The organism is Comamonas aquatilis, assembly GCF_965139575.1.
Taxonomy (GTDB): Bacteria; Pseudomonadota; Gammaproteobacteria; order Burkholderiales; family Burkholderiaceae_C; genus Comamonas; species Comamonas aquatilis.
Genome location: NZ_CBCSIW010000006.1, coordinates 25,389 through 49,174 on the forward strand (window position 1 = coordinate 25,389; position 23,786 = coordinate 49,174).

23 protein-coding genes are annotated in these 23,786 nt (G+C 63.1%); 13 read left to right on the plus strand and 10 right to left on the minus strand.

Features of this window, described 5'->3' with window-relative positions:
- Positions 1-168: 168 nt before the first annotated feature.
- Together ACNAZA_RS09765 and ACNAZA_RS09770 are read left to right on the plus strand one after the other, a co-directional pair.
- Positions 169-891: a response regulator gene (locus ACNAZA_RS09765; RefSeq protein WP_415796427.1), complete on the plus strand. Its 723-nt coding sequence runs from the start codon at positions 169-171 to the stop codon at positions 889-891.
- On the plus strand, positions 876-2,051 hold the full coding sequence (locus ACNAZA_RS09770; protein ID WP_415796428.1) for a sensor histidine kinase: 1,176 nt from the start codon (positions 876-878) through the stop codon (positions 2,049-2,051). The genes ACNAZA_RS09765 and ACNAZA_RS09770 overlap by 16 nt, the downstream gene beginning before the upstream one ends.
- A gap of 87 nt (positions 2,052-2,138) precedes the next feature.
- Here the strand turns inward: ACNAZA_RS09770 and ACNAZA_RS09775 are convergent, their stop codons facing one another.
- Positions 2,139-2,777 carry an MBL fold metallo-hydrolase gene (locus ACNAZA_RS09775; RefSeq protein WP_415796429.1) on the minus strand — a complete coding sequence of 213 codons (639 nt, stop codon included), beginning with the start codon at positions 2,775-2,777 and terminating at the stop codon, positions 2,139-2,141.
- A 331-nt stretch (positions 2,778-3,108) separates the two neighbouring features.
- Between ACNAZA_RS09775 and ACNAZA_RS09780 the strand changes: the two genes are divergently transcribed.
- Together ACNAZA_RS09780 and pntB are read left to right on the plus strand one after the other, a co-directional pair.
- Positions 3,109-4,731: a Re/Si-specific NAD(P)(+) transhydrogenase subunit alpha gene (locus ACNAZA_RS09780; protein WP_415796430.1), complete on the plus strand. Its 1,623-nt coding sequence runs from the start codon at positions 3,109-3,111 to the stop codon at positions 4,729-4,731.
- 21 nt (positions 4,732-4,752) lie between these two features.
- Positions 4,753-6,168 (plus strand): Re/Si-specific NAD(P)(+) transhydrogenase subunit beta, encoded by a 1,416-nt coding sequence (pntB, locus tag ACNAZA_RS09785; protein ID WP_415796431.1) that lies wholly within the window; start codon positions 4,753-4,755, stop codon positions 6,166-6,168.
- Positions 6,169-6,319: 151 nt separating this feature from the next.
- Here the strand turns inward: pntB and ACNAZA_RS09790 are convergent, their stop codons facing one another.
- Positions 6,320-6,913 (minus strand): hypothetical protein, encoded by a 594-nt coding sequence (locus ACNAZA_RS09790; protein WP_415796432.1) that lies wholly within the window; start codon positions 6,911-6,913, stop codon positions 6,320-6,322.
- Positions 6,914-7,080: 167 nt separating this feature from the next.
- Between ACNAZA_RS09790 and ACNAZA_RS09795 the strand changes: the two genes are divergently transcribed.
- The 3 genes from ACNAZA_RS09795 (at position 7,081) to ACNAZA_RS09805 (ending at position 11,202) form a co-directional block, all read left to right on the plus strand.
- Positions 7,081-7,584: a sigma-70 family RNA polymerase sigma factor gene (locus ACNAZA_RS09795; RefSeq protein WP_415796433.1), complete on the plus strand. Its 504-nt coding sequence runs from the start codon at positions 7,081-7,083 to the stop codon at positions 7,582-7,584.
- 14 nt (positions 7,585-7,598) lie between these two features.
- Positions 7,599-8,603, plus strand: coding sequence for a FecR domain-containing protein (locus ACNAZA_RS09800; protein ID WP_415796434.1), 1,005 nt, complete (start codon positions 7,599-7,601; stop codon positions 8,601-8,603).
- Positions 8,604-8,700: 97 nt separating this feature from the next.
- The gene (locus ACNAZA_RS09805; protein WP_415796435.1) at positions 8,701-11,202 is read left to right on the plus strand and encodes a TonB-dependent siderophore receptor; all 2,502 of its coding nucleotides are present in this window, start codon (positions 8,701-8,703) and stop codon (positions 11,200-11,202) included.
- 57 nt (positions 11,203-11,259) lie between these two features.
- Here the strand turns inward: ACNAZA_RS09805 and ACNAZA_RS09810 are convergent, their stop codons facing one another.
- Complete coding sequence (locus tag ACNAZA_RS09810) at positions 11,260-12,063, minus strand: exodeoxyribonuclease III (RefSeq protein WP_415796436.1); 804 nt, start codon at positions 12,061-12,063, stop codon at positions 11,260-11,262.
- 10 nt (positions 12,064-12,073) lie between these two features.
- Here ACNAZA_RS09810 and pyrE point away from each other — a divergent pair, with 10 nt between their 5' ends.
- Positions 12,074-12,775 (plus strand): orotate phosphoribosyltransferase, encoded by a 702-nt coding sequence (pyrE, locus tag ACNAZA_RS09815; RefSeq protein WP_415796551.1) that lies wholly within the window; start codon positions 12,074-12,076, stop codon positions 12,773-12,775.
- A 7-nt stretch (positions 12,776-12,782) separates the two neighbouring features.
- Positions 12,783-13,427, plus strand: a complete 645-nt coding sequence (locus tag ACNAZA_RS09820) for a DUF4124 domain-containing protein (protein ID WP_415796437.1) — start codon at positions 12,783-12,785, stop codon at positions 13,425-13,427.
- 19 nt (positions 13,428-13,446) lie between these two features.
- On the opposite strand, the gene ACNAZA_RS09825 is transcribed toward ACNAZA_RS09820, so the two are convergent.
- From ACNAZA_RS09825 to ACNAZA_RS09845, 5 genes are all read right to left on the minus strand, one after another.
- Entirely contained in the window at positions 13,447-13,794 is a 348-nt protein-coding gene (locus ACNAZA_RS09825) for a hypothetical protein (RefSeq protein ID WP_415796438.1), read from the minus strand.
- Between the two features lie 84 nt (positions 13,795-13,878).
- Complete coding sequence (locus tag ACNAZA_RS09830) at positions 13,879-14,106, minus strand: hypothetical protein (RefSeq protein ID WP_415796439.1); 228 nt, start codon at positions 14,104-14,106, stop codon at positions 13,879-13,881.
- Positions 14,107-14,194: 88 nt separating this feature from the next.
- Positions 14,195-15,328, minus strand: a complete 1,134-nt coding sequence (locus tag ACNAZA_RS09835) for an HPP family protein (protein ID WP_415796440.1) — start codon at positions 15,326-15,328, stop codon at positions 14,195-14,197.
- A 119-nt stretch (positions 15,329-15,447) separates the two neighbouring features.
- Positions 15,448-15,963 carry a nitroreductase family protein gene (locus tag ACNAZA_RS09840; RefSeq protein ID WP_415796552.1) on the minus strand — a complete coding sequence of 172 codons (516 nt, stop codon included), beginning with the start codon at positions 15,961-15,963 and terminating at the stop codon, positions 15,448-15,450.
- Between the two features lie 147 nt (positions 15,964-16,110).
- Positions 16,111-17,148 (minus strand): hypothetical protein, encoded by a 1,038-nt coding sequence (locus tag ACNAZA_RS09845; RefSeq protein ID WP_415796441.1) that lies wholly within the window; start codon positions 17,146-17,148, stop codon positions 16,111-16,113.
- A 299-nt stretch (positions 17,149-17,447) separates the two neighbouring features.
- Between ACNAZA_RS09845 and serA the strand changes: the two genes are divergently transcribed.
- Complete coding sequence (serA, locus tag ACNAZA_RS09850; protein WP_415796442.1) at positions 17,448-18,677, plus strand: phosphoglycerate dehydrogenase; 1,230 nt, start codon at positions 17,448-17,450, stop codon at positions 18,675-18,677.
- A gap of 16 nt (positions 18,678-18,693) precedes the next feature.
- Here the strand turns inward: serA and ACNAZA_RS09855 are convergent, their stop codons facing one another.
- The gene (locus ACNAZA_RS09855; protein WP_415796443.1) at positions 18,694-18,900 is read right to left on the minus strand and encodes a hypothetical protein; all 207 of its coding nucleotides are present in this window, start codon (positions 18,898-18,900) and stop codon (positions 18,694-18,696) included.
- A 16-nt stretch (positions 18,901-18,916) separates the two neighbouring features.
- Between ACNAZA_RS09855 and ACNAZA_RS09860 the strand changes: the two genes are divergently transcribed.
- The 3 genes from ACNAZA_RS09860 (at position 18,917) to ACNAZA_RS09870 (ending at position 22,242) form a co-directional block, all read left to right on the plus strand.
- Positions 18,917-20,908 (plus strand): OPT family oligopeptide transporter, encoded by a 1,992-nt coding sequence (locus ACNAZA_RS09860; RefSeq protein WP_415796444.1) that lies wholly within the window; start codon positions 18,917-18,919, stop codon positions 20,906-20,908.
- Positions 20,905-21,726, plus strand: coding sequence for a hypothetical protein (locus ACNAZA_RS09865; RefSeq protein WP_415796445.1), 822 nt, complete (start codon positions 20,905-20,907; stop codon positions 21,724-21,726). The genes ACNAZA_RS09860 and ACNAZA_RS09865 overlap by 4 nt, the downstream gene beginning before the upstream one ends.
- Positions 21,727-21,903: 177 nt before the next feature.
- Positions 21,904-22,242 carry a YegP family protein gene (locus ACNAZA_RS09870; RefSeq protein WP_415796446.1) on the plus strand — a complete coding sequence of 113 codons (339 nt, stop codon included), beginning with the start codon at positions 21,904-21,906 and terminating at the stop codon, positions 22,240-22,242.
- Positions 22,243-22,286: 44 nt separating this feature from the next.
- On the opposite strand, the gene ACNAZA_RS09875 is transcribed toward ACNAZA_RS09870, so the two are convergent.
- On the minus strand, positions 22,287-23,099 hold the full coding sequence (locus tag ACNAZA_RS09875) for an alpha/beta hydrolase (RefSeq protein WP_415796447.1): 813 nt from the start codon (positions 23,097-23,099) through the stop codon (positions 22,287-22,289).
- Positions 23,100-23,786 lie beyond the last annotated feature (687 nt).

Sequence of the window (23,786 nt, forward strand, 5' to 3'; positions counted from 1 at the left end):
TGCGCCTCATTGCAAGTTTTATGGAGGAAGTATGGAGATGGTTGCTGCTGCCAGCCCGGGTGGCTTGTCACCCCATAATGTGACAAAACACGACATCCGGGACGCGGCAATGCATCTGCATGGACGCGAAGATAGTGCCCGCTTCCGGGCATCTTCCGGTCTTTAGCTATGAACTCTTTTGCACAGCCTGCGGCAACGCCTCTGGTACTGGTGGTTGAGGACGAGCCCAGCATTGCCAGCATTTTGAACGCCTATCTGGAGCGCGACGGCTTGCGCGCCAGAGTGGCGCAAGATGGCGAGCAAGCCTTGCAGCTATTCAGACAGCTGCGGCCTGACCTGGTCTTGCTCGACATTCATCTGCCCAAGGTGGATGGCGTGGATGTGCTGCGCGAGATTCGCAACGAAGGGCAGGCGCCGGTCATCATGGTGACGGCCCTGGCCGATGATGTGGACAAGCTGCTGGCCTTGCGCATGGGGGCCGATGACTATGTGGTCAAGCCCTTTAATCCGCCGGAGGTCGTGGCCAGGGTGAGGGCTGTGCTGCGCCGCACCAAGACTCCCGCCGTCGCCGTGGCCGCACCCCTGCGCGTGGGGCCGATCGAGATTGATAAGGAGGCGCACAGCGCTCTGATCTACGGGGATGACGGACTTGCCATACCGCTGTCGCTGACGCTGACCGAATTTCGCCTGCTGGCCTGCCTGGCAGCACAGCCTCGGCGCTGCTTCTCCCGGGCCTACCTGATCGAGAACTGCCTGCCGGAGAGCGATGCGCTGGAGCGTGTGATCGACTCTCACCTCTCCAAGCTGCGCAGAAAGCTGCAGCTGGCTGGTCAGGACGGACTGATAGAGACGGTGCGCGGCATTGGTTACCGTCTATGGCCCTGGGACTGAACCGGATCTGGGTACGTTTCGGACTGTGGATCACCGCCACGGTGCTGGTGACGATTGGCGCGCTGACGGCTGGCGTGCTGCTGATTTCCGAGCTGCAGTACCGTGCGTTTTACAAGCATCTGCCGGATGCCGTTCGCACCGAGATGGACACGCTGACTGCCCAGGATCTGGACGACAGCCCGCGCGCCTTGCAGATCTACAGCGAGTACTGGGGCGGCGATCTTTACTTTGGCGAGAAGTGGTCGCTGCTGGTTGGCCTGGCCGTGAGCCTACCTTTCGGGCTGGGCGTCGGTTTCTGGGTGTCCAGGCGCATCACGCGACCGTTGGCCTCCATGGTGGAGGTTGCCAAGCGCATTGAAGCCGGTGATCTGGGTGCCCGTGCGGTCAAAAGCGATGCCCACGGTGAAATGGCCGCGATGATAGACACCTTCAACGGCATGGTGGAGGCGCTGGAGACGCTGGAGAGCGAGCGCAAAGCCACGGCAGCCTCCATATCGCACGAGCTGCGCACGCCCTTGACCGTGCTCCAGGTGCGATTGCACGCGCTGTGCGATGGCGTGATCGAAGTCAGTCCGGCAGAGCTGCAGGTGCTGCTGGCGCAGAGCGCGCATCTGGCGCGCCTGGTCGACGATCTGCATACCTTGTCCATGGCCGATGCCGGCCAGCTTTCCCTGAACCGGCAAAGACTGGATCTTGCGGATCTGGTCGGCGAAGTGGTCGAGCACATACATCCCCAGTTGCAGATGCATGACATGGCGCTGAGCCTGAATCTGCCGGTGGAGCTGGGTGACGGTGTCGCCGATATCAATGCCGATGCCGATCGCATGCGCCAGATCGTCAACAACCTGATTGGCAATGTGCTGCGCCATGCCCGCGACGGCCGTTGGCTGGGAGTGAGCGTGGCGGCCGAGAGCAATGCCCGGGGCGAGGCGCAGGTGGTGCTGCGCATCAGCGATGCGGGGCCTGGCTTGCCAGCCGAGCTGCGCTCCCATCCTTTTCAGCGCTTTGCGCAAGCACCTGGAAAGCGGCGCAAAGAGGGCTCGGGCCTGGGCTTGTCCATCGTCAAAGCGCTGACCACTTCGCAAGGCGGCACGGTGGAAGCCGACGCTTCGGAACGTGGCGGCACCCGTTTCATCCTGCGCTTTCCCCGTATTCGCTAGTCTGCGCCGGCGGCTTCCGGTGGAAGTCCCGATTTGATAGCTTAAGGCGCTTGATGAATCTGGGGTTGAGCCGTATTTGTTTGCTATTCAGGTGCCACTGACATAGGGGTTCACCTTGCGCTCGCGGCCGTAGCTGCTTTCTGGGCCGTGGCCGGGAATGAACACCGTCTGGTCGCCCATGGGCCACAGGCGCTGCACGATGGAGTCGATCAGCTGCTGATGGTTGCCTTGGGGGAAATCCGTGCGGCCTATGCTGCCGGCAAACAACACATCGCCTACAAAGCAGCGGTCGATCTGCGGGGCGTGGAACACCACATGGCCGGGGGTGTGGCCCGGGCAATGGCGCACGTTCAGCGTTTCCTGGCCGATCGTCACCGTATCGCCGTCCTGCAGCCAGCGCGTGGGCTGGAAGGGATCGGCATGTGGAAAGCCAAACATCGCACTTTGCTGGGGCAGGCCGTCAATCCAGAACTGATCGCCTTCATGCGGGCCAATGATGGGTAACTGGTGCTTGGCTGCCATTTCGCTGGTGCCGCCGGCGTGGTCTATGTGGGCGTGGGTGAGCCAGAGGGCCTTGAGCTGCAGGCCCAGGCGCTCGGCCTCCCATTCGATCTGCTCGATATCGCCGCCGGGGTCGATGACGGCGGCGTCCATGGTCTGGTCGCACCAAACTAGGGAGCAGTTTTGCTGGAAGGCGGTGACGGGTACGGTGTGATATTGCAACATGGGTGGCTTGTAATTTTTCTGTAAGTGAGTAGGCTTCGCGCCAAGCGAACCCCGCAAGCATGCCATGACAGACCATGGGCATCAAAAATGCCCGCCCGGACTTTAACGACATCCTCCATTTGCGCTAGTACAGATATGTGTGCCCCAATTCGGTGCGCGCTGCTACAAAATACCTGTGCTGCAAGGCAGTGGGCAGACGCTCTATCGAAGCGGCCCACCCCCGGTTTTAAGATTTCAGGCCGTACGAAGCAGCTCTGCAGATTCGCAACCCACCTGGAGCGCTGGCGTTGGCCTGGAGTAAAAGATTTCAAACCTCCAGGAGACCTCTCTCATGTCTACCAACCCAAGCCAAACGTCGTCCGGCGCTGGCACCCAGCGCATCGGCGTGCCAAGGGAAACCTTCCCGCTGGAAAAGCGCGTGGCCACCGTGCCCGATGTGGTGGAAAAGCTCATCAAGCTGGGCTTTAGCGTGTCTGTGCAAGCCGGGGCCGGCGATGCCGCCAACTGCAGCGACGAGGCCTATCGTGCAGCGGGTGCCCAAGTGCTGCCCGATGCTGCGGCCATCTGGGCCAGCTGCGACATCATCTTCAAGGTGCGTCCGCCCACGGCCGAAGAAGTGGCGCAGATGCGCGAAGGCCAGGTGCTGATCGATTTCATCTGGCCAGCCCAGAACCCCGAGCTGATGCAGCAACTGGCCGCCAAGAAGGTGACGGTGCTGGCCATTGATTCGCTGCCGCGCACGCTCTCGCGCGCCCAGAAGATGGATGCGCTGACCTCCATGGCTGGCGTCAGCGGCTACCGTGCCGTGATCGAGGCGGCCAATGCTTTTGGCCGCTATTTCAACGGCCAGATCACGGCCGCAGGCAAGGTGCAGCCGGCCAAGGTCTTCATTGCCGGTGCCGGTGTGGCCGGCCTGTCGGCCATTGGCACGGCAGCCAGCCTGGGTGCCATCGTGCGCGCCAACGATACGCGCGCCGAGGTGGCCGATCAGGTCACTTCGCTGGGCGGCGAGTTCGTCAAGGTCGATTACGAGGAAGAAGGCTCGGGCGGCGGCGGCTACGCCAAGGTGATGAGCGAGGGCTTCCAGGCCGCGCAGCGCCAGATGTATGCGCAACAGGCCAAGGAGGTGGACATCATCATCACCACGGCCCTGATCCCCGGCAAGCCTGCACCCAAGCTGATCACGGCCGAGATGGTGCAGAGCATGAAGCCCGGCAGCGTGATCGTGGACATGGCGGCCGAACAAGGCGGCAACTGCGAGCTGACCGTGCCCGGCGAGGCCGTGGTGCGCCATGACGTGACCATTGTGGGCTACACCGACCTCGCTTCGCGCCTGGCCAAGCAGTCCTCCACCCTGTACGCCACCAACTTGCTGCGTCTGACTGAAGAGCTGTGCAAGGCCAAGGACGGCGTGGCCCTGGTGAACATGGAAGACGATGCGATCCGCGGTCTGACCGTGGTCAAGAACGGCGAGATCACCTGGCCGGCCCCGCCGCTGGCGCAGGTGGCCAAGCCGGCAGCCAAGCCTGCCGAAGCGCCCGTGGTGCAGAAAAAGAGCGGTCACGGCCATGGTGCCAGCGGCCCGCTGCCGGCCAAGACGCTGGCCATCATCTTTGCCGTGGCGGCCCTGGCCTTCTGGTTCATTGGCGCTTATGCGCCTGCGGCCTTCCTGGGCCACTTCACGGTTTTCGTGCTGGCCTGCTTCATAGGCTATATGGTGGTGTGGAACGTGACGCCTGCCCTGCACACGCCGCTGATGAGCGTGACCAATGCCATCTCCAGCATCATCGCCATTGGCGCGCTGGTGCAGATTGCACCGCCTGAAACGGCTGGCACAGGCCGACCCGACGAGCTGATCCGCTGGCTGGCGTTTGCCGCCGTGGTGCTGACGGCCGTCAACATGTTTGGCGGCTTTGCCGTCACGCGCCGCATGCTGGCCATGTTCCAGAAATAAGAACAACGAGAGAAAAAAACCATGTCCCAAAGTCTCGCAACGGTGGCCTATCTGGGTGCCGCCATTTTGTTCATTCTCAGTCTGGGTGGCTTGTCCAATCCCGAAACCTCGCGCCGCGGCAATCTGTTCGGCATGATAGGCATGGCGCTGGCCGTGCTGGCCACGGTGTTCGGTCCGCGTGTCAGCCCTGAAGGCATGGCCTGGATCGTGGGCGCATTGGTCGTCGGCGGCGGCATCGGCCTGTATGCGGCCAAGGTCGTCAAGATGACCCAGATGCCCGAGCTGGTGGCACTGATGCACAGCCTGGTGGGTCTGGCGGCCTGTCTGGTGGGCTTTGCCAGCTATGTCGATAGCTCCATCGAACTGGCCGGCGCAGAAAAAGCCATTCACGAGGTGGAAATCTATGTAGGCATCCTGATCGGCGCCGTCACCTTCTCGGGCTCGCTGATTGCCTTCGGCAAGCTCAACGGCAAGATCGGCGGCAAGCCGCTGCTGCTACCGGCACGCCATTGGCTCAATCTGGTGGCCTTGCTGGTGGTGATCTGGTTCGGCCGCGAGTTCCTGCGCGCCGAAACCGTGGCCGACGGCATGCTGCCGCTGATCGTGATGACCGCCATCGCTCTGCTGTTTGGCGTGCACATGGTGATGGCCATCGGCGGTGCCGACATGCCGGTGGTGGTGTCCATGCTCAACAGCTACTCGGGCTGGGCCGCTGCGGCCACGGGCTTCATGCTGGGCAACGATTTGCTGATCGTGACCGGCGCCCTGGTGGGCTCCTCCGGTGCCATCCTGAGCTACATCATGTGCCAGGCCATGAACCGCAACTTCATCAGCGTGATTGCCGGTGGTTTCGGTTCGGGGGCTCCGGCCAAGAAGGCTGCGGACGGCGCTGCCGCCGAGCCTCAGGGCGAAGTGACGCCCGTGAGCGCCGCCGAGACGGCCGAGATGCTGCGCGACGCCAAGAGCGTCATCATCGTGCCCGGCTACGGCATGGCGGTGGCCCAGGCCCAGCACACGGTCAATGAAATCACCAAGACCTTGCGCGACAAGGGCGTGAACGTGCGTTTTGCCATCCACCCGGTGGCGGGTCGCATGCCCGGCCACATGAACGTGTTGCTGGCCGAAGCCAAAGTGCCTTACGACATCGTGATGGAGATGGACGAGGTCAACGAGGACTTCCCTGAGGCCGATGTGGCCATGGTCATCGGTGCCAACGACATCGTGAACCCTGCGGCCCAGGACGACCCGACCAGCCCCATCGCCGGCATGCCGGTGCTGGAAGTGTGGAAGGGCAAGACCTCCATCGTGATGAAGCGCTCCATGGCCTCGGGCTATGCCGGTGTGGACAATCCGCTGTTCTACAAGGAAAACAACCGCATGCTGTTTGGCGATGCCAAGAAGATGCTTGATGAGGTGCTGGTGGCTCTGAAGAGCTGATCTGCCGGCTTGAAAGCGCCTGTGATTTGCGTCACAGGCGCTTTTTTCATGCTCTTTTAAAAAGAGCGGGTAGCGCTTTAATTGACTTCAATTCAGGCTGTTTATGCCTTGAAGTTGAGATGGGTAAAGCGCTACCTGCTTCTGTATTTAATTACCAATCCAGGGGCGAATCGCTGCTGGGAAAAGTGGGAACCGGGCATTTGCCGCTGTGGGGCGAGCCCGTGTACTGAAAGCGGTAGGCCATTTCCGTTCCATCGCGGCAGGGCAGGCCACCGTACAGCCGCGCATAGGTGGCGCGCGCACCGCTGCTGGAGCGAAAGCTTTCCTCGGCCTTGAAGACCAGTTTGCCGTCCCGTTCCTGCACCCGCAGCGTGCCGAACGAGGCGTTGTTGGGCGTCTCGTAATCGATGAGTATGTCCGGCCCCTGCATGCCCAGCTGGGAGATGATGAGGAAGTTGGCGCGCTGCTCGGCCACCAGCTGTTCCTGGCTCAGCAAGCGCATGCCGGCCACGGATTGCAGCCTGGATTTCAGGGGCAAGGCCTTGCCTTCGAGCAGCACGATGGCAGCATCGCCGCCTGGCGCATCGCGCGTGGGGCCGGCGCGCAAGACCTTGGCCAGGCGCTGGGTCAGCGCTTCCACCAGCTCCTGCGTGCTGTAGTCCGAGGCGTCGCGGGCATGGGCTGCGGGCAGCCAGGCGGCGGCACACAACAGGGCTGAAGCCAGCAAGCGTCGAAAACCGGGCATGGGCGCACTCCTGAAGAATCAAGCTGCATATCGTAGCCAGCGCCCAAGAACGCGTCATCGGTTCAAGCACTCACCATGGCCGCGGATGGAAAAGCAGACAATTCTTTATAATGAGAATAGTTTGCATTTGCATCGTGTGCAGGGCAGACATTTCCTCAGCGCCTTCCATGCCCGACCATCCATCCGCCAGCCACCCGCTAGTCCAGGCCTTGTATGCCGATCACCACGGTTGGCTGCAGGGCTGGCTGCGCAAAAAACTGGGCAATGCCTTCGACGCTGCGGATCTGGCGCAGGACACGTTTGTGCGCTTGCTGGGCTCGACTGAACTCGAGCGGGTGCAAGAGCCGCGCGCCTACCTGACAACCGTGGCGCGCAATCTGCTGATCAACCATGTGCGCCGCCGCGCCATCGAGCAAGCCTATCTCGATGCGCTGGCCCTGATGCCCGAGCCTGTGGCGCCGCCACCCGAGGTCAGGCTGATGCTGCTGGAGACCTTGGTCGAGATCGATAGGCGGCTCAGCGGCCTGCCGGTGCAGGCCAAGCAGGCCTTTCTGCTGGCGCAGCTTGAAGGGCTGGGCCAGGCCGCCATTGCGGCGGAGCTGGGCATTTCGGTATCGACGGTCAAGCGCCATCTGACCAAGGCGGCAATGTGCTGCTTTTTTGCGCAATAGCAGCGGTGACAGACATGCATTTCCCCGGCAGTGCCGACAAGGTCGAACCCGCCATTGCCCGGCAAGCGGTGCAGTGGTGGATGGAGCTGCGCTCCGGCCAAGTCAGTGCCGCGCAGCACAGCGCCTGGGAGCGCTGGCGTGCTGCCGAACCCGCGCATGAAGCGGCCTGGCAGCGCATCGAGTCCGTCGCCGGCCAGCTGGCGGCGATTCCTTCGCCTCTGGCCAAGGCGGCCTTGAGTGCTGCACCCCAATCCAGGCAGCGTCGCCGCAGCCTGCAGCTGCTGACGCTGCTGGTCGTCGGCAACGCCAGCGTGCTGCTGGCAAGCCGGTCTGCCTCGTGGCAGGCCTGGAATGCCGACCATGTGGCAGCCATAGGCGAGCGGCCCTCGTGGGTGTTGCCCGATGGCGGGCGGGTGACCCTCAACTCCGGCAGCGCCATCAATCTGCGTTTCGATGCCGAACGCCGCGTGCTGCAGCTGGTGCGCGGCGAAATCCTGGTGCAGACCGCCAAGGATGCGCTGCAGCGCCCTTTTCTGGTGGAGACCAGTGCCGGTACGGTGCGCGCATTGGGCACGCGCTTCACGGTGCGCGAGCACAGCGATGCATCGGTCGAGGTCGGCGTGCTGCAGGGAGCGGTCGAGTTGCGTGCCATCGATGCGCCGGCGCAGCTGCGCGTGCTTCAGGCCGGCGAGGCTGCGCGCTTCACGCGCACGCAGGTCGAGGCGGCAGCGCCACTGGACGTCAATGCCGGTGCCTGGGCCGACGGCATGCTGGTGGTTGCGCAGATGCGGCTGGACGACTTTCTGGCCGAGCTGGCGCGGCACCGCCGGGGCCGGCTGGGCTGCGATCCCGCCATTGCCGGCCTGCAGGTCTCGGGCGCCTATCCGCTGGCGGATACCGACCGCGTGCTGGCCGCACTGAGCTCGGCCTTGCCGGTTGAAGTCCACACCTACACGCGCTTGTGGGTCAGCGTGAAGCCGCGCCGCACTGGTGTTTGGGCGCACGGCAAAAAAATATGAGCTGATTTGCGGGGATTACTGTCAAGCAAGAGAAGGGCGCGCATGCCGCGCCGCGTTTCCTCACTTTTTGACGGCTTATCTCTTCGAAGACAACTTCATGCTTGCACATTCTTGCTACTCCATGGTTCCGTCCGCCGCTCGCCTGCGTCCGCTGGCGCTGGCCACAATGATCGTGACTGGCGCGGTCATGCCCCAGCTCTCGCTGGCCCAGACCGAGGCCGTGTCTGCATCTGCATCCGCGTCGCCGCAGCTACAGCGCTTCGAGATCCCTGCCGGCCCGCTGGAGGCCGTGCTCAACCGGCTCGGGCGCGATGCTGGCGTGCTGATCAGCTTTGAATCCAGGATCGCCCAAGGCATTGCCAGCCGTGGCGTCAGCGGCAAGCTGAGCATAGAGGGGGCACTGGCCCAGGCCTTGGAGGGCACGGGCCTGGGCGCCGTTCGCTCGGCCGGCGACGGCTATGCGCTGCGCGTGCTGCCGGTATCGGTATCGGGCGGCGGGGCGACACCTTCGTTGCCCGATGTGACGGTCACGGCAGATGCCATGCGCAGCCCGCGCACGGACGGCACGGGCCGCTACACGGCGGGGCCATCAACGATGTCCGCCGGGTTTTCTCTATCGCAGCGCGACACGCCGCAGAGCGTGACCGTGGTCACGCGCCAGCAAATGGACGACCAGGGCAGCACCAGCGTGGCCGATGTGATGAGTCAGAGCGCGGGCATCACCGTGCAGAACTACGACAGCGACCGCTGGAGCTTCAGCGCGCGTGGCTTCTCCATCACCAACTTCCAGTACGACGGGGTTTCCAAGGACTATGACGGCGTCTATGACTGGGGCGCGACCAACGGCGACCTGACTATTTACGACCGCGTCGAGATACTCAAGGGCGCGACCGGCCTGATGAGCGGTACGGGTGACCCCTCGGCAACCGTGAACTTTGTGCGCAAGCGCCCCACCGAGACCTTTGCCGGATCGCTCTCGGGCACCGTGGGCTCGTGGAACAAAGGCCGTGGCGAAATCGATGTCTCCGGCCCGCTCAACCAAAGTGGCAGCGTGCGCGGCCGCTTCGTGGGCGCCTACCAGGATCAGGAGTCGTTCCAGGACCGCTATCGTCAGAAGAAAAGCGTGGCCTATGGCGTGATCGAAGCCGACCTCACGCGCGATACCTTGCTGACCCTGGGTCTGGATGCACAGAAAACCGACCCGCGCGGCGCGACCTGGACCGGCTTTCCGATTTTCAACAGCGACGGCAGCCGTACCGACTTCAGCCGTTCCTTCAATCCGGCGACCAGCTGGAGCCGGCGCGAGACCCAGACGCGCAATCTGTTTGCCACGCTGGAGCAGCGCCTGGCAGGCGACTGGCGCTTCAAGCTTGATGTGAACCATCAAAAGAGCCGGCACCGCTCGCTGCTGGGCTCGGCCAGCGGCGGCAATCCCGATCCGGTGACGGGCGAAGGCATGTACCTGTTCTCCGGCGATTTCCGTGGCGACCGTACGCAGAACACCGTCAACGCCAGCCTCAACGGCAGCTATATGCTGGGCGGGCGCAAGCACGAGCTGATGCTGGGCACGATGTGGTCGGATACCCGCACCGACGGCCCCTGGTCCGAGTCGCTTTACCCCATGCTCAGCGGCAGCATCTTCAACTGGAATGGCGAGTTCGCGCAGCCGGCTTATCCCCCGATTGCCTCTTACGAAGATAAGCGTCGTCAAAGCGGCTTCTACGCTGCGACGCGGCTGCGCCCTACCGATACGCTATCGGTGATTCTGGGCGCACGCGTGAGCCGCGTGGTGGCTAACGACCAGCGGGTCTACAACGATGGCATCACGCCCGCGCTGACCAGCGATATGCGCGAGACCGGCGTGGTCACGCCCTATGCCGGCGTGGTCTACGACCTCAACGAGACCTACTCGGTATACGGCAGCTACACCAGCATCTTCTCGCCGCAGTCGGCCAAGGATGTGAACCGACAGTTTCTGCCCGCCGTCGAAGGCCGCAGCCTGGAACTGGGCGTCAAGGGCGAGTACCTGGACGGGCGGCTCAACGCCAGCCTGGCTGCTTTCCAGATCCAGCAGGACAATGTGGCGGAGTATGTGGACTTCGTTGACGGCGCCTCCGTCTATCGCGCTGTCAAAGGCGTGAGCAGCAAGGGCATAGAAGCCGAGCTCAACGGCGAGATTGCCTCTGGCTGGAATCTGCAGGCCGGCTATGCCTACAACCATGTACGCGATGCCAAGGGCGAGCGCGTCTTCGGCGCAACGCTGATGGCCAGCCAGCCCGAGCATGTGCTGCGCCTGTCCACCAGCTACCGCCTGCCCGGTGCCTGGCAGGCCCTGACCATAGGCGGCGGCGTGAGCTGGCAGAGCGCGTTTTACGGCAAGGTCTGGCATCCGGTGGCCCAGGACTATGCGCAGATCAAGCAGAAAGGCTATGCGCTGGTCGGCCTGATGGCACGCTACCAAATCAACAAGTCGCTGTCGGCCACGCTCAATGTGCACAACCTGTTTGACCAGAAGTACTACTCGGGTCTGGGCTTGTTCGAGACCGGCTTTTACGGCGCACCGCGCAATGCGACGCTGACCATGCGCTACCAGTTCTGAGGCCCTGTTGTGCCGGCTCCCGTGGCACGGCATGCATGCCACGGGCCAGGTGCAGGCTCAAAGCGTGAAGTCGTAACCCACGGTGATGGGCGCATGGTCGGAGAACTTCACATCCTTGTAGATGTGCTCGGTGCGGGCCAGGGCGGCGGTGGCTGGCGTGGCCAGGTGGTAATCCAGACGCCAGCCCACGTTGTTTGCATAGGCCTGGCCCCGGTTGCTCCACCATGTGTAGCAGGCATCCGTGGTGTCGGGCTGCAGCAGACGATAAACGTCCATCAGGCCGCCCGTTGTTTCAGTCTTGTGCAACAAATTTGTCATCCAGGCGCGTTCTTCGGGCGTGAAGCCGCTGTTTTTCTGGTTGCCGCGCCAGTTCTTCAGATCGATTTGCTGATGGGCGATGTTGATGTCGCCGCATAAAATGAACTCGCGCTCGCCCTTCATCTGCATCAAATGCTGGTGCATTTCGGCCAGAAAGCGGAATTTGGCGGCTTGGCGCAGCTCGCCCGAGCTGCCGCTGGGAAAGTAGGAGCTGATGATGGACAGCTTGCGCGATGGCGTGTCAAAGCGCGTTTCCACATAGCGGCCCTCGGCGTCGAACTCGTGGGAGCCAAAGCCGATGACCACGTCCGAAGGCTCGTGGCGCGAGTAGACGCCGACGCCGGAATACCCTTTTTTCTCGGCAAAGTGAAAATGCCCTTGCATCTCGGCTAACACCTCAAAGCGGCCGGCCATATCGGGTGCCTGGGCCTTGATTTCCTGCACGCAAATACAATCCGGCGCAGTGGCTGCAATCCAGGCTTCCACGCCTTTGGTTGTGGCAGAGCGGATGCCATTGAGGTTGAGGCTGGTTAATTTGAACAAGGATGAATCCATGGTGGTGAGTGAGAAGTCAATGGACGGTGCTGACCGTCTGGCGCAGGAATTTGTGCAGTTTGCCGTTGATTCTGGCGTGCTGCGTTTTGGCGAATTCAAGACCAAGGCCGGGCGCCTGAGCCCGTACTTCTTCAACGCTGGCCTGTTTGACGATGGCGCCAAAATGGCTCGCCTAGCCGAATTCTATGCAAAAGCCATTTTGGCCAGCGGCATGGAGTTTGACATGGTGTTCGGCCCGGCCTACAAGGGCATTCCGCTGGCCGCCACCGTGGCCGTGGAGCTGGCCCGCAACGGCAAAAACGTGCCTTTTGCCTACAACCGCAAGGAAGCCAAGGACCATGGCGAAGGCGGTACCCTGGTGGGCGCACCGCTCAAGGGCCGCGTGCTCATCATCGACGATGTGATGTCGGCCGGCACGGCGGCACGCGAGTCGATTGCCATCATCAAGGCCGCAGGTGCCGAGCCCTATGCGGTGGCGATTGCACTGGACCGCCAGGAAATGGCGACCGAAAACGGTCAGGATGTGCCGCATAGCGCCGTGCAATATGTGCGCAATCAACTGGGCATGAAGGTCAGCACTATTGCCAAACTGGCCGATTTGTTGCTTTATCTTGAAAACCAGGGTGGTGACGCAGGCAGCGCCCACCATGAACGCGTGCTGGCCTACCGCCAGCGTTACGGTGTGAACGACAAGGGATAAGCTCTTCATGAAGCAGGCGTTGCGTGCGAAGCTGGGTTGGTGTTTGGCAGGCATGGTGTGGGCCGGGAATGCGCTGGCCCAAACGGCGCCTGCCGGCAACGGCACCATCTACGCCTGCACGGACGCCAAGGGCCGGCGCATCACCGCCGACCGCCCGATTGCTGACTGTGTGGACCGCGATCAGCGCGTGCTGGGCGCCACCGGCGTGGAATTGCGCCGCGTGGGCCCTACGCTGACCGACCAGGAGCGTGCTGCGCAGGAAGCGAAGAATCGCCAGCAGGAGGCTGAGCAGCAGCGCCTGCGGGAAGAGCGCTCACGCGAGCGCGCCATGCTGCTGCGCTATCCCAACCAGGCCGCGCACGACGCAGCACGGGCCCAGGCGATTGCCCAGGTCACCAGTCAGATGGAATTGGGGCAGCAGCGGCAAGCCGAGCTCAAGGAGCGGCGCAAGAAAATCGATACCGAGATGGAGTTCTATCAGCAGAACCCCAAGAAAGCTCCGGCCAGCCTGCGCCGCCAGCTGAGCGAAAACAACGAGCTGCAGCTCGAACAGCAGCGCTTTCAGCAGCAGCAGGAGCAGGAGCAACAACGCATACATCAGCGTTTTGATGTGGAGCTGGTTCAGCTGCGCAAGCTCTGGGCCGGGTCCTAGAGCGTAAACACCTTCGTTCCTAATCGAGCTTGCCGTGCATCTTGATCAGCCGCGCAATCAGCAGGGCGGCCACCCAGGCCATACCGCCGATCAACAGCGGCAGCTGTAGCAGCAAGCTGCCCTGAGCCAGGATCATGAGCGCATCGGCCTGCCACAGGCTGGCATAGCCCTTGAACACCCCGTACGCCAGCCACAGCAGCAGCCCCGTGCAGCTGAGGCCGGCAATCGTGCGTACATTGCGCCCGTCCTTGCTGGCGGCAGGAATGCGCCGCGCCTGGCGCAGCACCAGGCCTGCAGCTATCAAAACCAGGAGCACGCAGGCGGCAAGCGACAGCGGCAGCCAAAGGGACAGGGGAAGCAAGGGCATGGCGCTGCACTTTAGAGCAAACGGGGCGCGGGAAAAAAATAACCCACCGAAGTGGGTTTGATTATGCAGGCCCCCTAGGCTCTGCTACGCAGGTTTCCAGATGGCCTGGCCTTGCGCCGCACCGGGTACGGCCTGTATGCCCAGCACGACGGCATGGCGGGTCAGCAGCTCGTCAAACAACTGCAGGCTCTCGCTGTTGGCGGGGCTTTCCTGGTACTCGGCGACCACCTGCTCGGTGGTGAAGGAATGGGGGCCGAAGCGCTGCACGATGTTGCGCAGCTTGTCGAGGTTGGGCGTGAACTCGGTGTGCATGGCGACTCCTTCACAGCATTCAAAACAGCATGTGAGCAGTGTAGTCCGCAGCTCCAGCGCAGCAAGAGGGAAGCCCTGGCCTCAACTGCTATTTGAGTGCCAGCAAGGTACGGATCACATCGCTGCGGGTGATCACGCCCACCAGCACCGCACCGCGCAGCACGGCGATGAACTGCACGCTGTGCGAGGCCAGTTCCTGCAGCAGATCGCCCATGGGCGTGGATTCCTGCACACACATCTCGGGCTCGCGCATCAGGCTTTCGGCCACCGGCTCCAGGTGGGGGCGTTGAGGGCGTATGCGCCGCCACAGCGATTGCTTTTGCTGGCTGCGGTGGCCTTCCCAGAGCCAGTCGAACAGGTCGGCGCGCAGCACTCTGCCTATGAGTTCGCCCTGGGCGTTGACCACGGGCAGGCTTTTGATCAGATGGGTGTGAAACAGATCGGCCACCTCTTCCAGCGCGGTCTCGCGCTGCACGCTCAGCAACTGGGTCGACATGACCTGGCCGCAGCTGATGGAGGCAAAGCGGCGCTTGATGGCCTGCTCTTCGGCGGCGGCCAGCAGCTCGCCCAGATCGTCGGGCCCCAGGTTGTAGGTCTGGTCAAAACGTTCCAGCAACTGCTGCAGGTCTTCGCTGCTTAGCGCCAGCGAAGAGCGGGTCTGCCGCTCGGGAGCCGGTGCCGGGACATGGGCGGGGTGCAGATAGGCGCGGCCGCAGGCCCGGTGGTAGAGCACGCCCACGGCCACCAAGGCGCCCGAGAGCACGGCCATGGGAATCAGCAGATGCCAGCCCAGAGGCAGCATCTGGGCCGAGGCCAGCACCGTCAGCAAGGCCACGGCGCCGCCGGGCGGGTGCAGGGCGCGGCAGGCCAGCATCAGGGCAATAGCGCCGGACACGGCCAGTGCCGCCAGCGCGGTTTGCGACAGCTGGGGAAAGGCCCACAGCAGCAGCAGCGTGTACAGCGCCGACACCGTGTTGCCCATCACGCAGTTCCAGGGCTGGGCCAGCGGGCTGCTGGGCACGGCAAACACCAGCACCGCCGTGGCACCCAGCGGGGCGAACAGAAACAGCGTGTGCGGGAAAAAGTGATCCACCAGCCCCACCAGCAGACCGGCCAGCGCCAGGCCCAGACCTGCGCCAATGCCGGCCCGCAGCAGATCCCGCCAGGAAGGACGGGTGGTCACGGGGCCCAGGCGTTGCCACAGTGTGCGTTCAGCAGTCATGATGAGTTAATGGATTTGATAGCGTCTGGCGTAGTTCCTGTAAGGGGTACAGCCAGTTTTTGATGTTTTTACCCGGCCGCGCGGGTGACGGCGCGGCCGGGCTTGAGTGCAGGCCGGCTTCAGACCTGCGCGGCCACGGCGCCTGCGCTCAGCACTTGCTCCAGCGGCTTGCGGGGCGAAGCGATTTCGCGCTCGCGCAAATCCTCGGGCAGGGTGGAGGCATCGGCACGGCGGCCCACGGCGATCACCACTTCGGGCACCAGATGTTCGGGCAGGCCCAGCACGGCGCCGGCTTCATCGGCCGAGAAACCGCCCATGGCGTGCGTGGCCAGGCCCATGGCATGGGCTTCCAGTGCCAGATAGCCCCAGGCGCAGCCCGCGTCAAAGCTGTGCTTGGCGGCCGAGGCCTGCTTGTCCGACAGCAGCACGATCAGGGCGCCGGCATTCAGGCACCAGCGACGGTTGAATTCGTTGGGGATGTTGGAGAAAGCCTCCCAGTGCGCATCACCGCGCAGCGCATAGGCAAAGTGCCAGGGCTGCTTGTTGCTGGCCGAGGGCGCCCAGCGGGCGGCATCCACCAATTGTTCGAGCTGGGCGGTGGTCAGGGCTTCGGGCACAAAGGCGCGGGGCGACATGCGCTCCAGAAACTGGGGCTGGATCGGTGTGGTGGTTTGGCGGGAGAGGGTCATCGACAGGTCCAAAAACAAAACAGCCCGGCTTCATATGGAAGCCGGGCCGATACCTTAGCGCAAGCCCCGGTTTCTTGCCCGGGGCCACCGCTGTCAGGGTTTTGTCTTGTCTTGCTGGCTCATCACGCGCATATGGCGCTCCATACGGATCAGCACCAGCACCATGATCACCATGACCAGGCAGGCAATCAGCATGGTGGTGAAGGCGGTCTCCACGCTGCTGAACTGCCATTTTTCCTGGTCGGGGTTCTCGCCCTTGAGCACCTGGGCCGTGCGGTCGAAGGCCAGCGTGTAGTTGATCAGCAGCGTGTTCACGATCTGCTGTGTCGGTTGCTGCTGCAGCTTGGCCGCCAGGCTCTCGTTGCCCAGCACCTGCTGCAGTGCGGCGGGCAGGCCTTTGACATAGGCCTCGTAGGCTCCGCTGCCGTGCTCCATCTCGGCCGCCGAGGCGCGGTCATTGATCTCGGTCATCAGATTCACGGGCTCGCTGAGCATCAGCTCCGAATCGGCTTCGGCGGCCGCTGCAACTGCTGCATCGGCAGCGGCGGCAGCAGCTCTGGCTATCGTCAGGTCTTCGCGCGTCAGCGCAATGCGGTGGGCCGAGATTTCGGCATCGACGGCGGCGGCCGCAGCGTCGGCGGCGTCGGAGTCGCAGCAGGCGTTCTCGCGGGCCTCGCGCAGCTTGATCTGGCGGTTCACTTCGGCAGGCGAGGGCAGGACATCACCTTGCAGCAGCGGGTGCAGCGGAGTCAGGCCCTGGCTGCTGTTTTCCTGTTCCACGCGCTTGCGTTCGGTGGGGTTCTTGTAGACAAAGCCGCGCAGCAGGCCGTCGGCCTTCTGAAAGCTGGGGCGCAGCGCGGGGTCGGCCAGGCGCTTTTCCACGGGTAGCGTATTGCCCAAGCTGCTCAGGTCGCGCTCGGTCTCGTCCACCATGTACTTGAGGTCATAGGGGGCGTCCTTCCAGTCCAGCGCCGTGGAGGCAGAGGCCGCTACCGCCTGCGGCTTCTTGGGCTGGTAGTGATCCCAGAGCCACAGGCCCATGCCCAGCAGCACAAACACCGAGAACACCAGCAGGACTACGCGCACGATTTGCACGAGCACGTCCTCGATACGGCTAAATAGATTCAACATAGGCAAAAATTCCTCAGAACGTCTTGTCGTTAAAGCGCTTTCTGCTATTGATTTGAAAGCGTTCCATGGGGCGAAATTCTAGAAAATGAAAGTGAATGTCGCAGTCTTTTACACCTGCCTCCCGGCTGGGTGGGCGCTTGCTTTGCCAGCGGGCGCTGTGCCGCATGGGGCGCTGCTATTTGAGGCAGAATTTGCCCCTGTATCGCGCTGCGGTATTGCCGCCGCCATGCTTTGCACCCACGATTCGTGGCGATATAGCGTATTCGTTTTAATAGGGTTTTCACGGATCGGCGCAAACCATGACCAAAACATCGCTCGACAAATCGAAGATCAAGTTTTTGCTGTTGGAAGGCATTCATCCTTCCGCCTTGAAAGTGCTGCACGACGCGGGCTACACCAATGTGGAAGCCTTGACCGGTGCGCTGGAGGGCGAGGAGCTGAAGGCCAAGATTGCCGATGCCCATTTTGTGGGCATACGCTCGCGCACCCAGCTGACCGAAGAGGTGTTTGCCTCCGCGCACAAGCTGGTGGCTGTGGGCTGCTTTTGCATAGGCACCAACCAGGTCAACCTGAATGCGGCGCGCGAGCGCGGCGTGGTGGTGTTCAATGCGCCTTACTCCAACACGCGCTCGGTGGCCGAGCTGGTGCTGGCCGAAGCCATACTGCTGCTGCGCGGCATTCCCGAAAAGAACGCCGTGGCCCACCGTGGCGGTTGGAAGAAAAGCGCTGACAACTCCTTCGAGATCCGTGGCAAGACCCTGGGCATCGTGGGCTACGGCTCCATCGGCACCCAGCTCTCGGTGCTGGCCGAAGGCCTGGGCATGCGCGTCATCTTCCACGACGTGGTGACCAAGCTGCCGTTGGGCAATAGCAGCCAGGCCGCTTCGCTCAAGGATCTGCTCTCGCGCAGCGACATCGTCACCCTGCACGTGCCCGAGCTGGCTTCGACCAACGGCATGTTGGGCGCGGCCGAGATTGCCGCCATGAAGCCGGGCAGCATTCTGATCAATGCCTCGCGCGGCACCGTGGTCGATATCGAGGCCCTGGCCGAGTCCCTGAAAAGCGGCAAGCTGCTGGGCGCGGCCATCGACGTGTTCCCGGTCGAGCCCAAGAGCAACAAGGACGAGTTCCTGTCGCCGTTGCGCGGCATGGACAACGTCATCCTCACCCCCCATATCGGCGGCTCCACCATGGAGGCACAGGCCAATATCGGCCTGGAAGTGGCGGAAAAGCTGGTCAAGTACAGCGACAACGGCACGACCACCTCGGCTGTGAACTTCCCCGAAGTGGCCCTGCCCGAGCACCCCGGCCAGAACCGTATCCTGCACGTGCATGAGAACCGCCCCGGCATTCTCTCGGCCATCAACCAGGTGTTTGCCGACAACGGCATCAACATCGCCGGCCAGTACCTGCGCACCGACGAGAAGGTGGGCTATGTGGTGATCGACATCGATGTGGATTCCTCGGCGCTGGCGGTGCAAAAGCTGTCGCAGATCGCCGGCACCATCCGCTGCCGCGTGCTGTTCTGAACGGCTTGCGCTGCTCTCAAAAAAGGAAGCTTGGGCTTCCTTTTTTCATAGCGGCTTGCGCTTTCCCATCAAAGGCTTGACGCTCAAAAGATGTCTGTTTTGGCGTCGAGTTGGCTTGAAAAACAAGCCATTGGGCGTTAGAAGCATCAGACGGAGCTGTGCCTGAGCGAAGATGGGTTGTGCCGCAGCAGACCTCGCTGTCTGCTGCGGCCTTTGTTTTCATGAAAAATTCGATCTCTATGCGTGAATTTACCCTGCGCGGCGTCATTCTGGGCGCGTTGATCACCCTGGCGTTTACTGCTGCCAATGTGTACCTGGGTCTCAAGGTGGGGCTGACCTTTGCCTCCGCCATTCCTGCGGCGGTGATCTCCATGGCGCTGCTCTACCGTTTCAAGGACTCCAATATTCTGGAGAACAACCTGGTGCAGACCCAGGCCTCGGCAGCCGGCACTTTGTCGTCGGTGATCTTTGTTCTGCCCTCACTGCTCATGCTGGGCCTGTGGACGGGCTTTCCCTTCTGGCAGACGGCCTTGATCTGTGCTGCCGGCGGCACGCTGGGCGTGCTCTACACCATACCGCTGCGCCGGGTGATGGTGGTGCAGTCCGATCTGCCCTATCCCGAAGGGGTGGCCGCTGCCGAGGTGCTGCGCGTGGGCGATGCGCAGCGCCACAAGGGTGAAGACGCGGCGGCAGGCGATGCTCCGCGCTCCTCGGGTCTGCGCGAGCTGGGCTGGGGCACGGGCCTGGCGGCCCTGTTCGGTTTTCTGAGCGGCGGTCTGCGCCTGCTGGGCGATGCCTTCAATTTCTGGATTCCCGCCGGCAGCGTGGCTTTTCGCGTGGCGGCGGGCTTCTCGCCCGCACTGCTGGCCGCCGGCTATCTGATGGGGGCTGCGGCCGGGATTGCCGTGCTGGTGGGGCTGGTGCTGTGCTGGGGCCTGGTCGTGCCCTGGCTGACGGCGCAGGCAACGCCTGGCGCAGGCCAGGCGGTCAGCGAACTGGCCAGCCAGCTCTGGAGTGCCAAGGCCCGCTTTCTGGGCGCAGGCGTGATCGGTATCTCGGCGCTGTGGACGGTGGGCACGCTGGCCGGTCCCATCATCCAGGCCATTCGCAAGCAGCCCGCGCGCGGCGCCAAGGGCGCGCAGCCCGAGGGCGGTGAGACCGACCGGGACATGCCGCGCAGCTGGATGCTGGTCATAGGCCTGGCGGCGCTGGCCGTGCTGTACTTTGTGGTCAGCCACTTTCTGCAGGAACATATGCCCGAGCTGGGCGGCCAGCCGCGTTTCTGGCTCAGCCTGCTTTGCGTGCTGTTTGCCGCCGTGTTCGGCTTTCTGGTCGCTGCGGCCTGCGGCTATATGGCGGGCCTGGTGGGCTCTTCGGCCAGCCCCATCTCCGGCATCGGCATCATTGCCACCATCTTGATGGCCAGTACCTTGCTGGGCCTGCATGTGCTGGTGCCCGCGTTCGCCAGCTTTGTCTCGGGTCAGCTGGGCGTGGCCCTGGTGCTGTTCATGGTCTCGGTGGTGCTGGCCATGGCCTCTATCTCCAATGACAACCTGCAAGACCTCAAGACCGGCTATCTGGTCGGTGCCACACCCTGGCGCCAGCAGGTCGTGCTCATCATCGGCTGCCTGGTCGGAGCGCTGGTGATTCCGCCGGTGCTGGATCTGCTCTACAACGCCTACGGTTTTGCCGGCAGCTTGCCGCGCGCCGGCATGGATCCCAATCAGGCCCTGGCAGCACCCCAGGCCACGCTGATGCTCAAGATTGCCTCCGGCATTTTCGAAGGCTCGCTGGACTGGGCCATGCTGGGCCTGGGCGTGCTGGTGGGGCTGGTCGTCATCGTGGCCGATGTGAGCCTGCGCAAAAGCGGCAAGGGCGCGCTGCCGCCCCTGGCCGTGGGCCTGGGCATTTACCTGCCGCCCACCATAGGGCTGACGCTGACCATTGGCGCGCTGCTGGGCTTTTTCATTCAGCGGGCCATCAAGGCCCATGGTCAGCGTGCCGGTAAGGCCTGGGCGGCCGCCGCCGAAGAACGCGGCCTGCTGCTGGCCTCCGGGCTGATCGTGGGCGAAAGCCTGATGGGCATCGTGATTGCCGCGCTGATCGGCTTCAGCGGCAAGGACGCACCGCTGGCGCTGGTGGGTGAGCATTTCGCTCCGGCCATGTGGCTGGGCCTGGCGTTTTTTGCGGGCTTGTGCAGCTTCTTCTATCGTCGGGTGTTGCGCAAATGAAGAGCGGTCTGTTCCAGGGCGGGCCTGAGGTGCCGCCGTTTCGCCAGGGCAATTTCAGCTTTGCCCATGAATGGCTGGAGCAGGTAGGCACGCTGGACGCGCTGCTGGCGCGCTTGGATGCCTTGCGCGGCGCAGACGACGCTCACCGCTATCTGTGCACGCTGGACGATATCGGCCAGTGCAGCTACACCTGCGGCCACGCCGGGCAAGATGACCGCCTGTACCTTGACACCCCCGAGGATGAGGACTGGGATGACGCGGCGCAGATGCAAGCCGGAGCGCTGGCCATGCTGCAGCACCGCGTGCGCCAGCTGGCCCAGCCCGGGCTGGTGCAATCCTGGGGCCAGGTCTGCGGCAGCCTGGCCGTGGCCTGCGATGACGTGGATGCCTTGCTGGCCGCCAACTGCGAGCCCGACAGGCTGCTGGACGAGGTGATCTATGTGCAGCGCGTACCTGCCGCTCTGCTGCCCGGCGATGATGCGCTGATTGCCGCCGCCCCCAACGGCTACTTCAGCGCGGACTGGGACACGTTCCAGAACCACGCCATCATTTGCCATCTGGCCGCGCACTACGGCTATCGCTTCTTTGCCATGGGGGCAGCCTGGATGGGCTTTGAGCGCGGCACGCCGCCGGATGTCGCTCTGGCCGAGCGGCTGGTACAGGATTTGCGCGAACTCTACGGCAAGGGGCGCAACGAGGTGCAGGGCCATGCGGCCTGGGCGCAGCTGGCGTCTTTGCTGTCATCGCGGCGCACGTTGGTGCTGGGCTATGCGGAGAACCTGGCCGAGAGCCTGGAGCTGGAGCAGGACGCCGAGTGAACTCCGCTATCGATAGCTGAAAGCGCTTGATTCATCAGCGTTCAAGCCGGAAAACATGCGCAAAGATCGCCTGCCGGGTCGGCCAGGACATGGCCGGTTTTAGCGCTGATGGTTTTATAGTGTGCTGGCTTCCCCTTGCGGCAGGTATGCCGTTTTTTGCAACTGAAGGAGAAACCAATGGCAGGTCATTTCGAGTTGAGCAAGAGCAGTGACGGGCAGTTCCGGTTTGTGCTGAAAGCCGGCAATGGCGAGACTATTCTCTCCAGCGAGCTGTACAAGACCCGCGCGGCGGCGGAAAACGGTATCGCTTCGGTGCAGACCAACAGCCCGCTGGCCGAGCGCTACGAGAAAAAGACCGCCAGCAACGGCAAGGAGCATTTCAACCTCAAGGCTGCCAACCATCAGGTCATCGGCACAAGCCAGCTCTATGCCTCGGCCGCCTCGCGCGATGTGGGCATCGAATCGGTGCAGAAAAACGGCGCGACGAAGACCGTCAAGGATTTGATAGACGCTTGAATTTCATAGCGATAAGCGATTGCTGCATAAGCATTAGAGGCCTGTCAGGCCTCTTTTTTATGACCGGCCACAAACTGCTCTATAGCCGTCCAGAAGCCTGCCGCGCGGAAGATGGTGGAGTGATTGGCCTGCGCAAAGGCTTGCACCTGCACTGCCTTGCCCTTCAGCTGTTGCAGCAAGGCGTCGGTACGCGCGGGTTCCACCACCTGATCGCGCCCGGCGCGCAGCACCAGAATCGGGCCTTGGTAATTGCGAAGATGCGCAGCGGAGTCAAACGGATCGCGCAGCAGCAGCTCCACCGGCAGCCAGTCATACATGCTGCGCACCGTGTTCAACATGCTGTCGAACGGCGTAACCAGTATCAGTTGGTCGGGCTGGCGCAGATCGGCCACGGCCGCTGCCACGCCCGTGCCCAGGCTGCGACCTATGACGGTGATGGGCTGCTGCGGGTGCAGCCGCCTGACCTCGTCAAATAGGGCCGCGGCATCCAGTTCCATCAGCTCCTGCGTGGGCTGGCCCTCGCTGGCCCCATAGCCCCGGTAGGCCAGCATATAGATATCGCTGTGCGGCAGGCTTTTTGCCAGCTGCTCCCGCCGGTGCGCAATATTCTCGGCATTGCCGCCAAAGTAAATCACCGCGTTGCGGGCCTTGCCATCGGCCGGATGCAACTGCCAGCCGCGTAGCAACACATCGCCACGCTGCAGCGAGAAGTTGGTGCTCTCCGCCGCCACCCGTGTGCCGCCGCCCAGAAAAATCATGCTGCGCTGCTGCGCAAACATATAGCTGCAGATACAGATATAAACCGCCACGCACAGGGCGAGCAGCCAGAGCAGGGGCTTGAGCAGCTTGGAGAACATGGGAGCGCAAAAATGTGGGGTTTGCGCCGGATTGTGCGCAGATTTGTGTGAGTTTGGTGTGCGCTTTACCTCGGCTTTATGTAAGCGGCGGTTTGGGGAATTGATTGCGGGTGGTGTAGGTGGTGCGTGCGCTTGGGGCTTGTTTGGTCTGTATTGATGACATCTGTCTGCTTTGCGTGCAGAGGGCGGGTCCCGGCCCGCCATGCCGACCTACTTTCTGCTGCCAGAAAGTAGGCAAAGAGCCGTGCCCCTACTGCCCACGACCCCTTCGCTGCGCTGCGGGGCAACCTGCGCCGTCAACCTCTTGTGGCTGTGCGGCCCAACTCGCTGCGCGTGCTTTGCACGCTTCGCTCAGACAAACGGCCGCAAATTTGAAGACGATGCAGTTGCACTCTGCGGTGCAACTGCCAGCCCCAAGAGGCCGCCGTCGCAGGCGTGGGCACAAGGGGCGAAAACCGGGGGCGGGATAGCTTCTTTGTGAATTTGATAGCTGCTACCGTAATTGGAATAAGCACCAGAGGCCAATTTCGTCATAAATCTCGCAGGCCGTCCGCTTCCAGCCCTTTTGGCTGCGCCTGCGGCACGCGGTTCCGGCTGTGGGCAACGCTGCCGAAGGACAGCGTTGCATCGTGCTCTGACTTGCCGCCATCTGTTTGAGCGGAGCGGCCATGCCGCGTAGCGAGTTGG

Coding starts and splice junctions, on each gene's coding strand:
- ACNAZA_RS09765 (WP_415796427.1), top strand. CDS start 169: ATGAACTCTTTTGCACAGCCTGCGGCAACGCCTCTGGTACTGGTGGTT.
- ACNAZA_RS09770 (WP_415796428.1), top strand. CDS start 876: ATGGCCCTGGGACTGAACCGGATCTGGGTACGTTTCGGACTGTGGATC.
- ACNAZA_RS09775 (WP_415796429.1), bottom strand. CDS start 2,777: ATGTTGCAATATCACACCGTACCCGTCACCGCCTTCCAGCAAAACTGC.
- ACNAZA_RS09780 (WP_415796430.1), top strand. CDS start 3,109: ATGTCTACCAACCCAAGCCAAACGTCGTCCGGCGCTGGCACCCAGCGC.
- pntB (WP_415796431.1), top strand. CDS start 4,753: ATGTCCCAAAGTCTCGCAACGGTGGCCTATCTGGGTGCCGCCATTTTG.
- ACNAZA_RS09790 (WP_415796432.1), bottom strand. CDS start 6,913: ATGCCCGGTTTTCGACGCTTGCTGGCTTCAGCCCTGTTGTGTGCCGCC.
- ACNAZA_RS09795 (WP_415796433.1), top strand. CDS start 7,081: ATGCCCGACCATCCATCCGCCAGCCACCCGCTAGTCCAGGCCTTGTAT.
- ACNAZA_RS09800 (WP_415796434.1), top strand. CDS start 7,599: ATGCATTTCCCCGGCAGTGCCGACAAGGTCGAACCCGCCATTGCCCGG.
- ACNAZA_RS09805 (WP_415796435.1), top strand. CDS start 8,701: ATGCTTGCACATTCTTGCTACTCCATGGTTCCGTCCGCCGCTCGCCTG.
- pyrE (WP_415796551.1), top strand. CDS start 12,074: ATGGTGGTGAGTGAGAAGTCAATGGACGGTGCTGACCGTCTGGCGCAG.
- ACNAZA_RS09820 (WP_415796437.1), top strand. CDS start 12,783: ATGAAGCAGGCGTTGCGTGCGAAGCTGGGTTGGTGTTTGGCAGGCATG.
- ACNAZA_RS09825 (WP_415796438.1), bottom strand. CDS start 13,794: ATGCCCTTGCTTCCCCTGTCCCTTTGGCTGCCGCTGTCGCTTGCCGCC.
- ACNAZA_RS09830 (WP_415796439.1), bottom strand. CDS start 14,106: ATGCACACCGAGTTCACGCCCAACCTCGACAAGCTGCGCAACATCGTG.
- ACNAZA_RS09835 (WP_415796440.1), bottom strand. CDS start 15,328: ATGACTGCTGAACGCACACTGTGGCAACGCCTGGGCCCCGTGACCACC.
- ACNAZA_RS09840 (WP_415796552.1), bottom strand. CDS start 15,963: ATGTCGCCCCGCGCCTTTGTGCCCGAAGCCCTGACCACCGCCCAGCTC.
- ACNAZA_RS09845 (WP_415796441.1), bottom strand. CDS start 17,148: ATGTTGAATCTATTTAGCCGTATCGAGGACGTGCTCGTGCAAATCGTG.
- serA (WP_415796442.1), top strand. CDS start 17,448: ATGACCAAAACATCGCTCGACAAATCGAAGATCAAGTTTTTGCTGTTG.
- ACNAZA_RS09855 (WP_415796443.1), bottom strand. CDS start 18,900: ATGAAAACAAAGGCCGCAGCAGACAGCGAGGTCTGCTGCGGCACAACC.
- ACNAZA_RS09860 (WP_415796444.1), top strand. CDS start 18,917: ATGCGTGAATTTACCCTGCGCGGCGTCATTCTGGGCGCGTTGATCACC.
- ACNAZA_RS09865 (WP_415796445.1), top strand. CDS start 20,905: ATGAAGAGCGGTCTGTTCCAGGGCGGGCCTGAGGTGCCGCCGTTTCGC.
- ACNAZA_RS09870 (WP_415796446.1), top strand. CDS start 21,904: ATGGCAGGTCATTTCGAGTTGAGCAAGAGCAGTGACGGGCAGTTCCGG.
- ACNAZA_RS09875 (WP_415796447.1), bottom strand. CDS start 23,099: ATGTTCTCCAAGCTGCTCAAGCCCCTGCTCTGGCTGCTCGCCCTGTGC.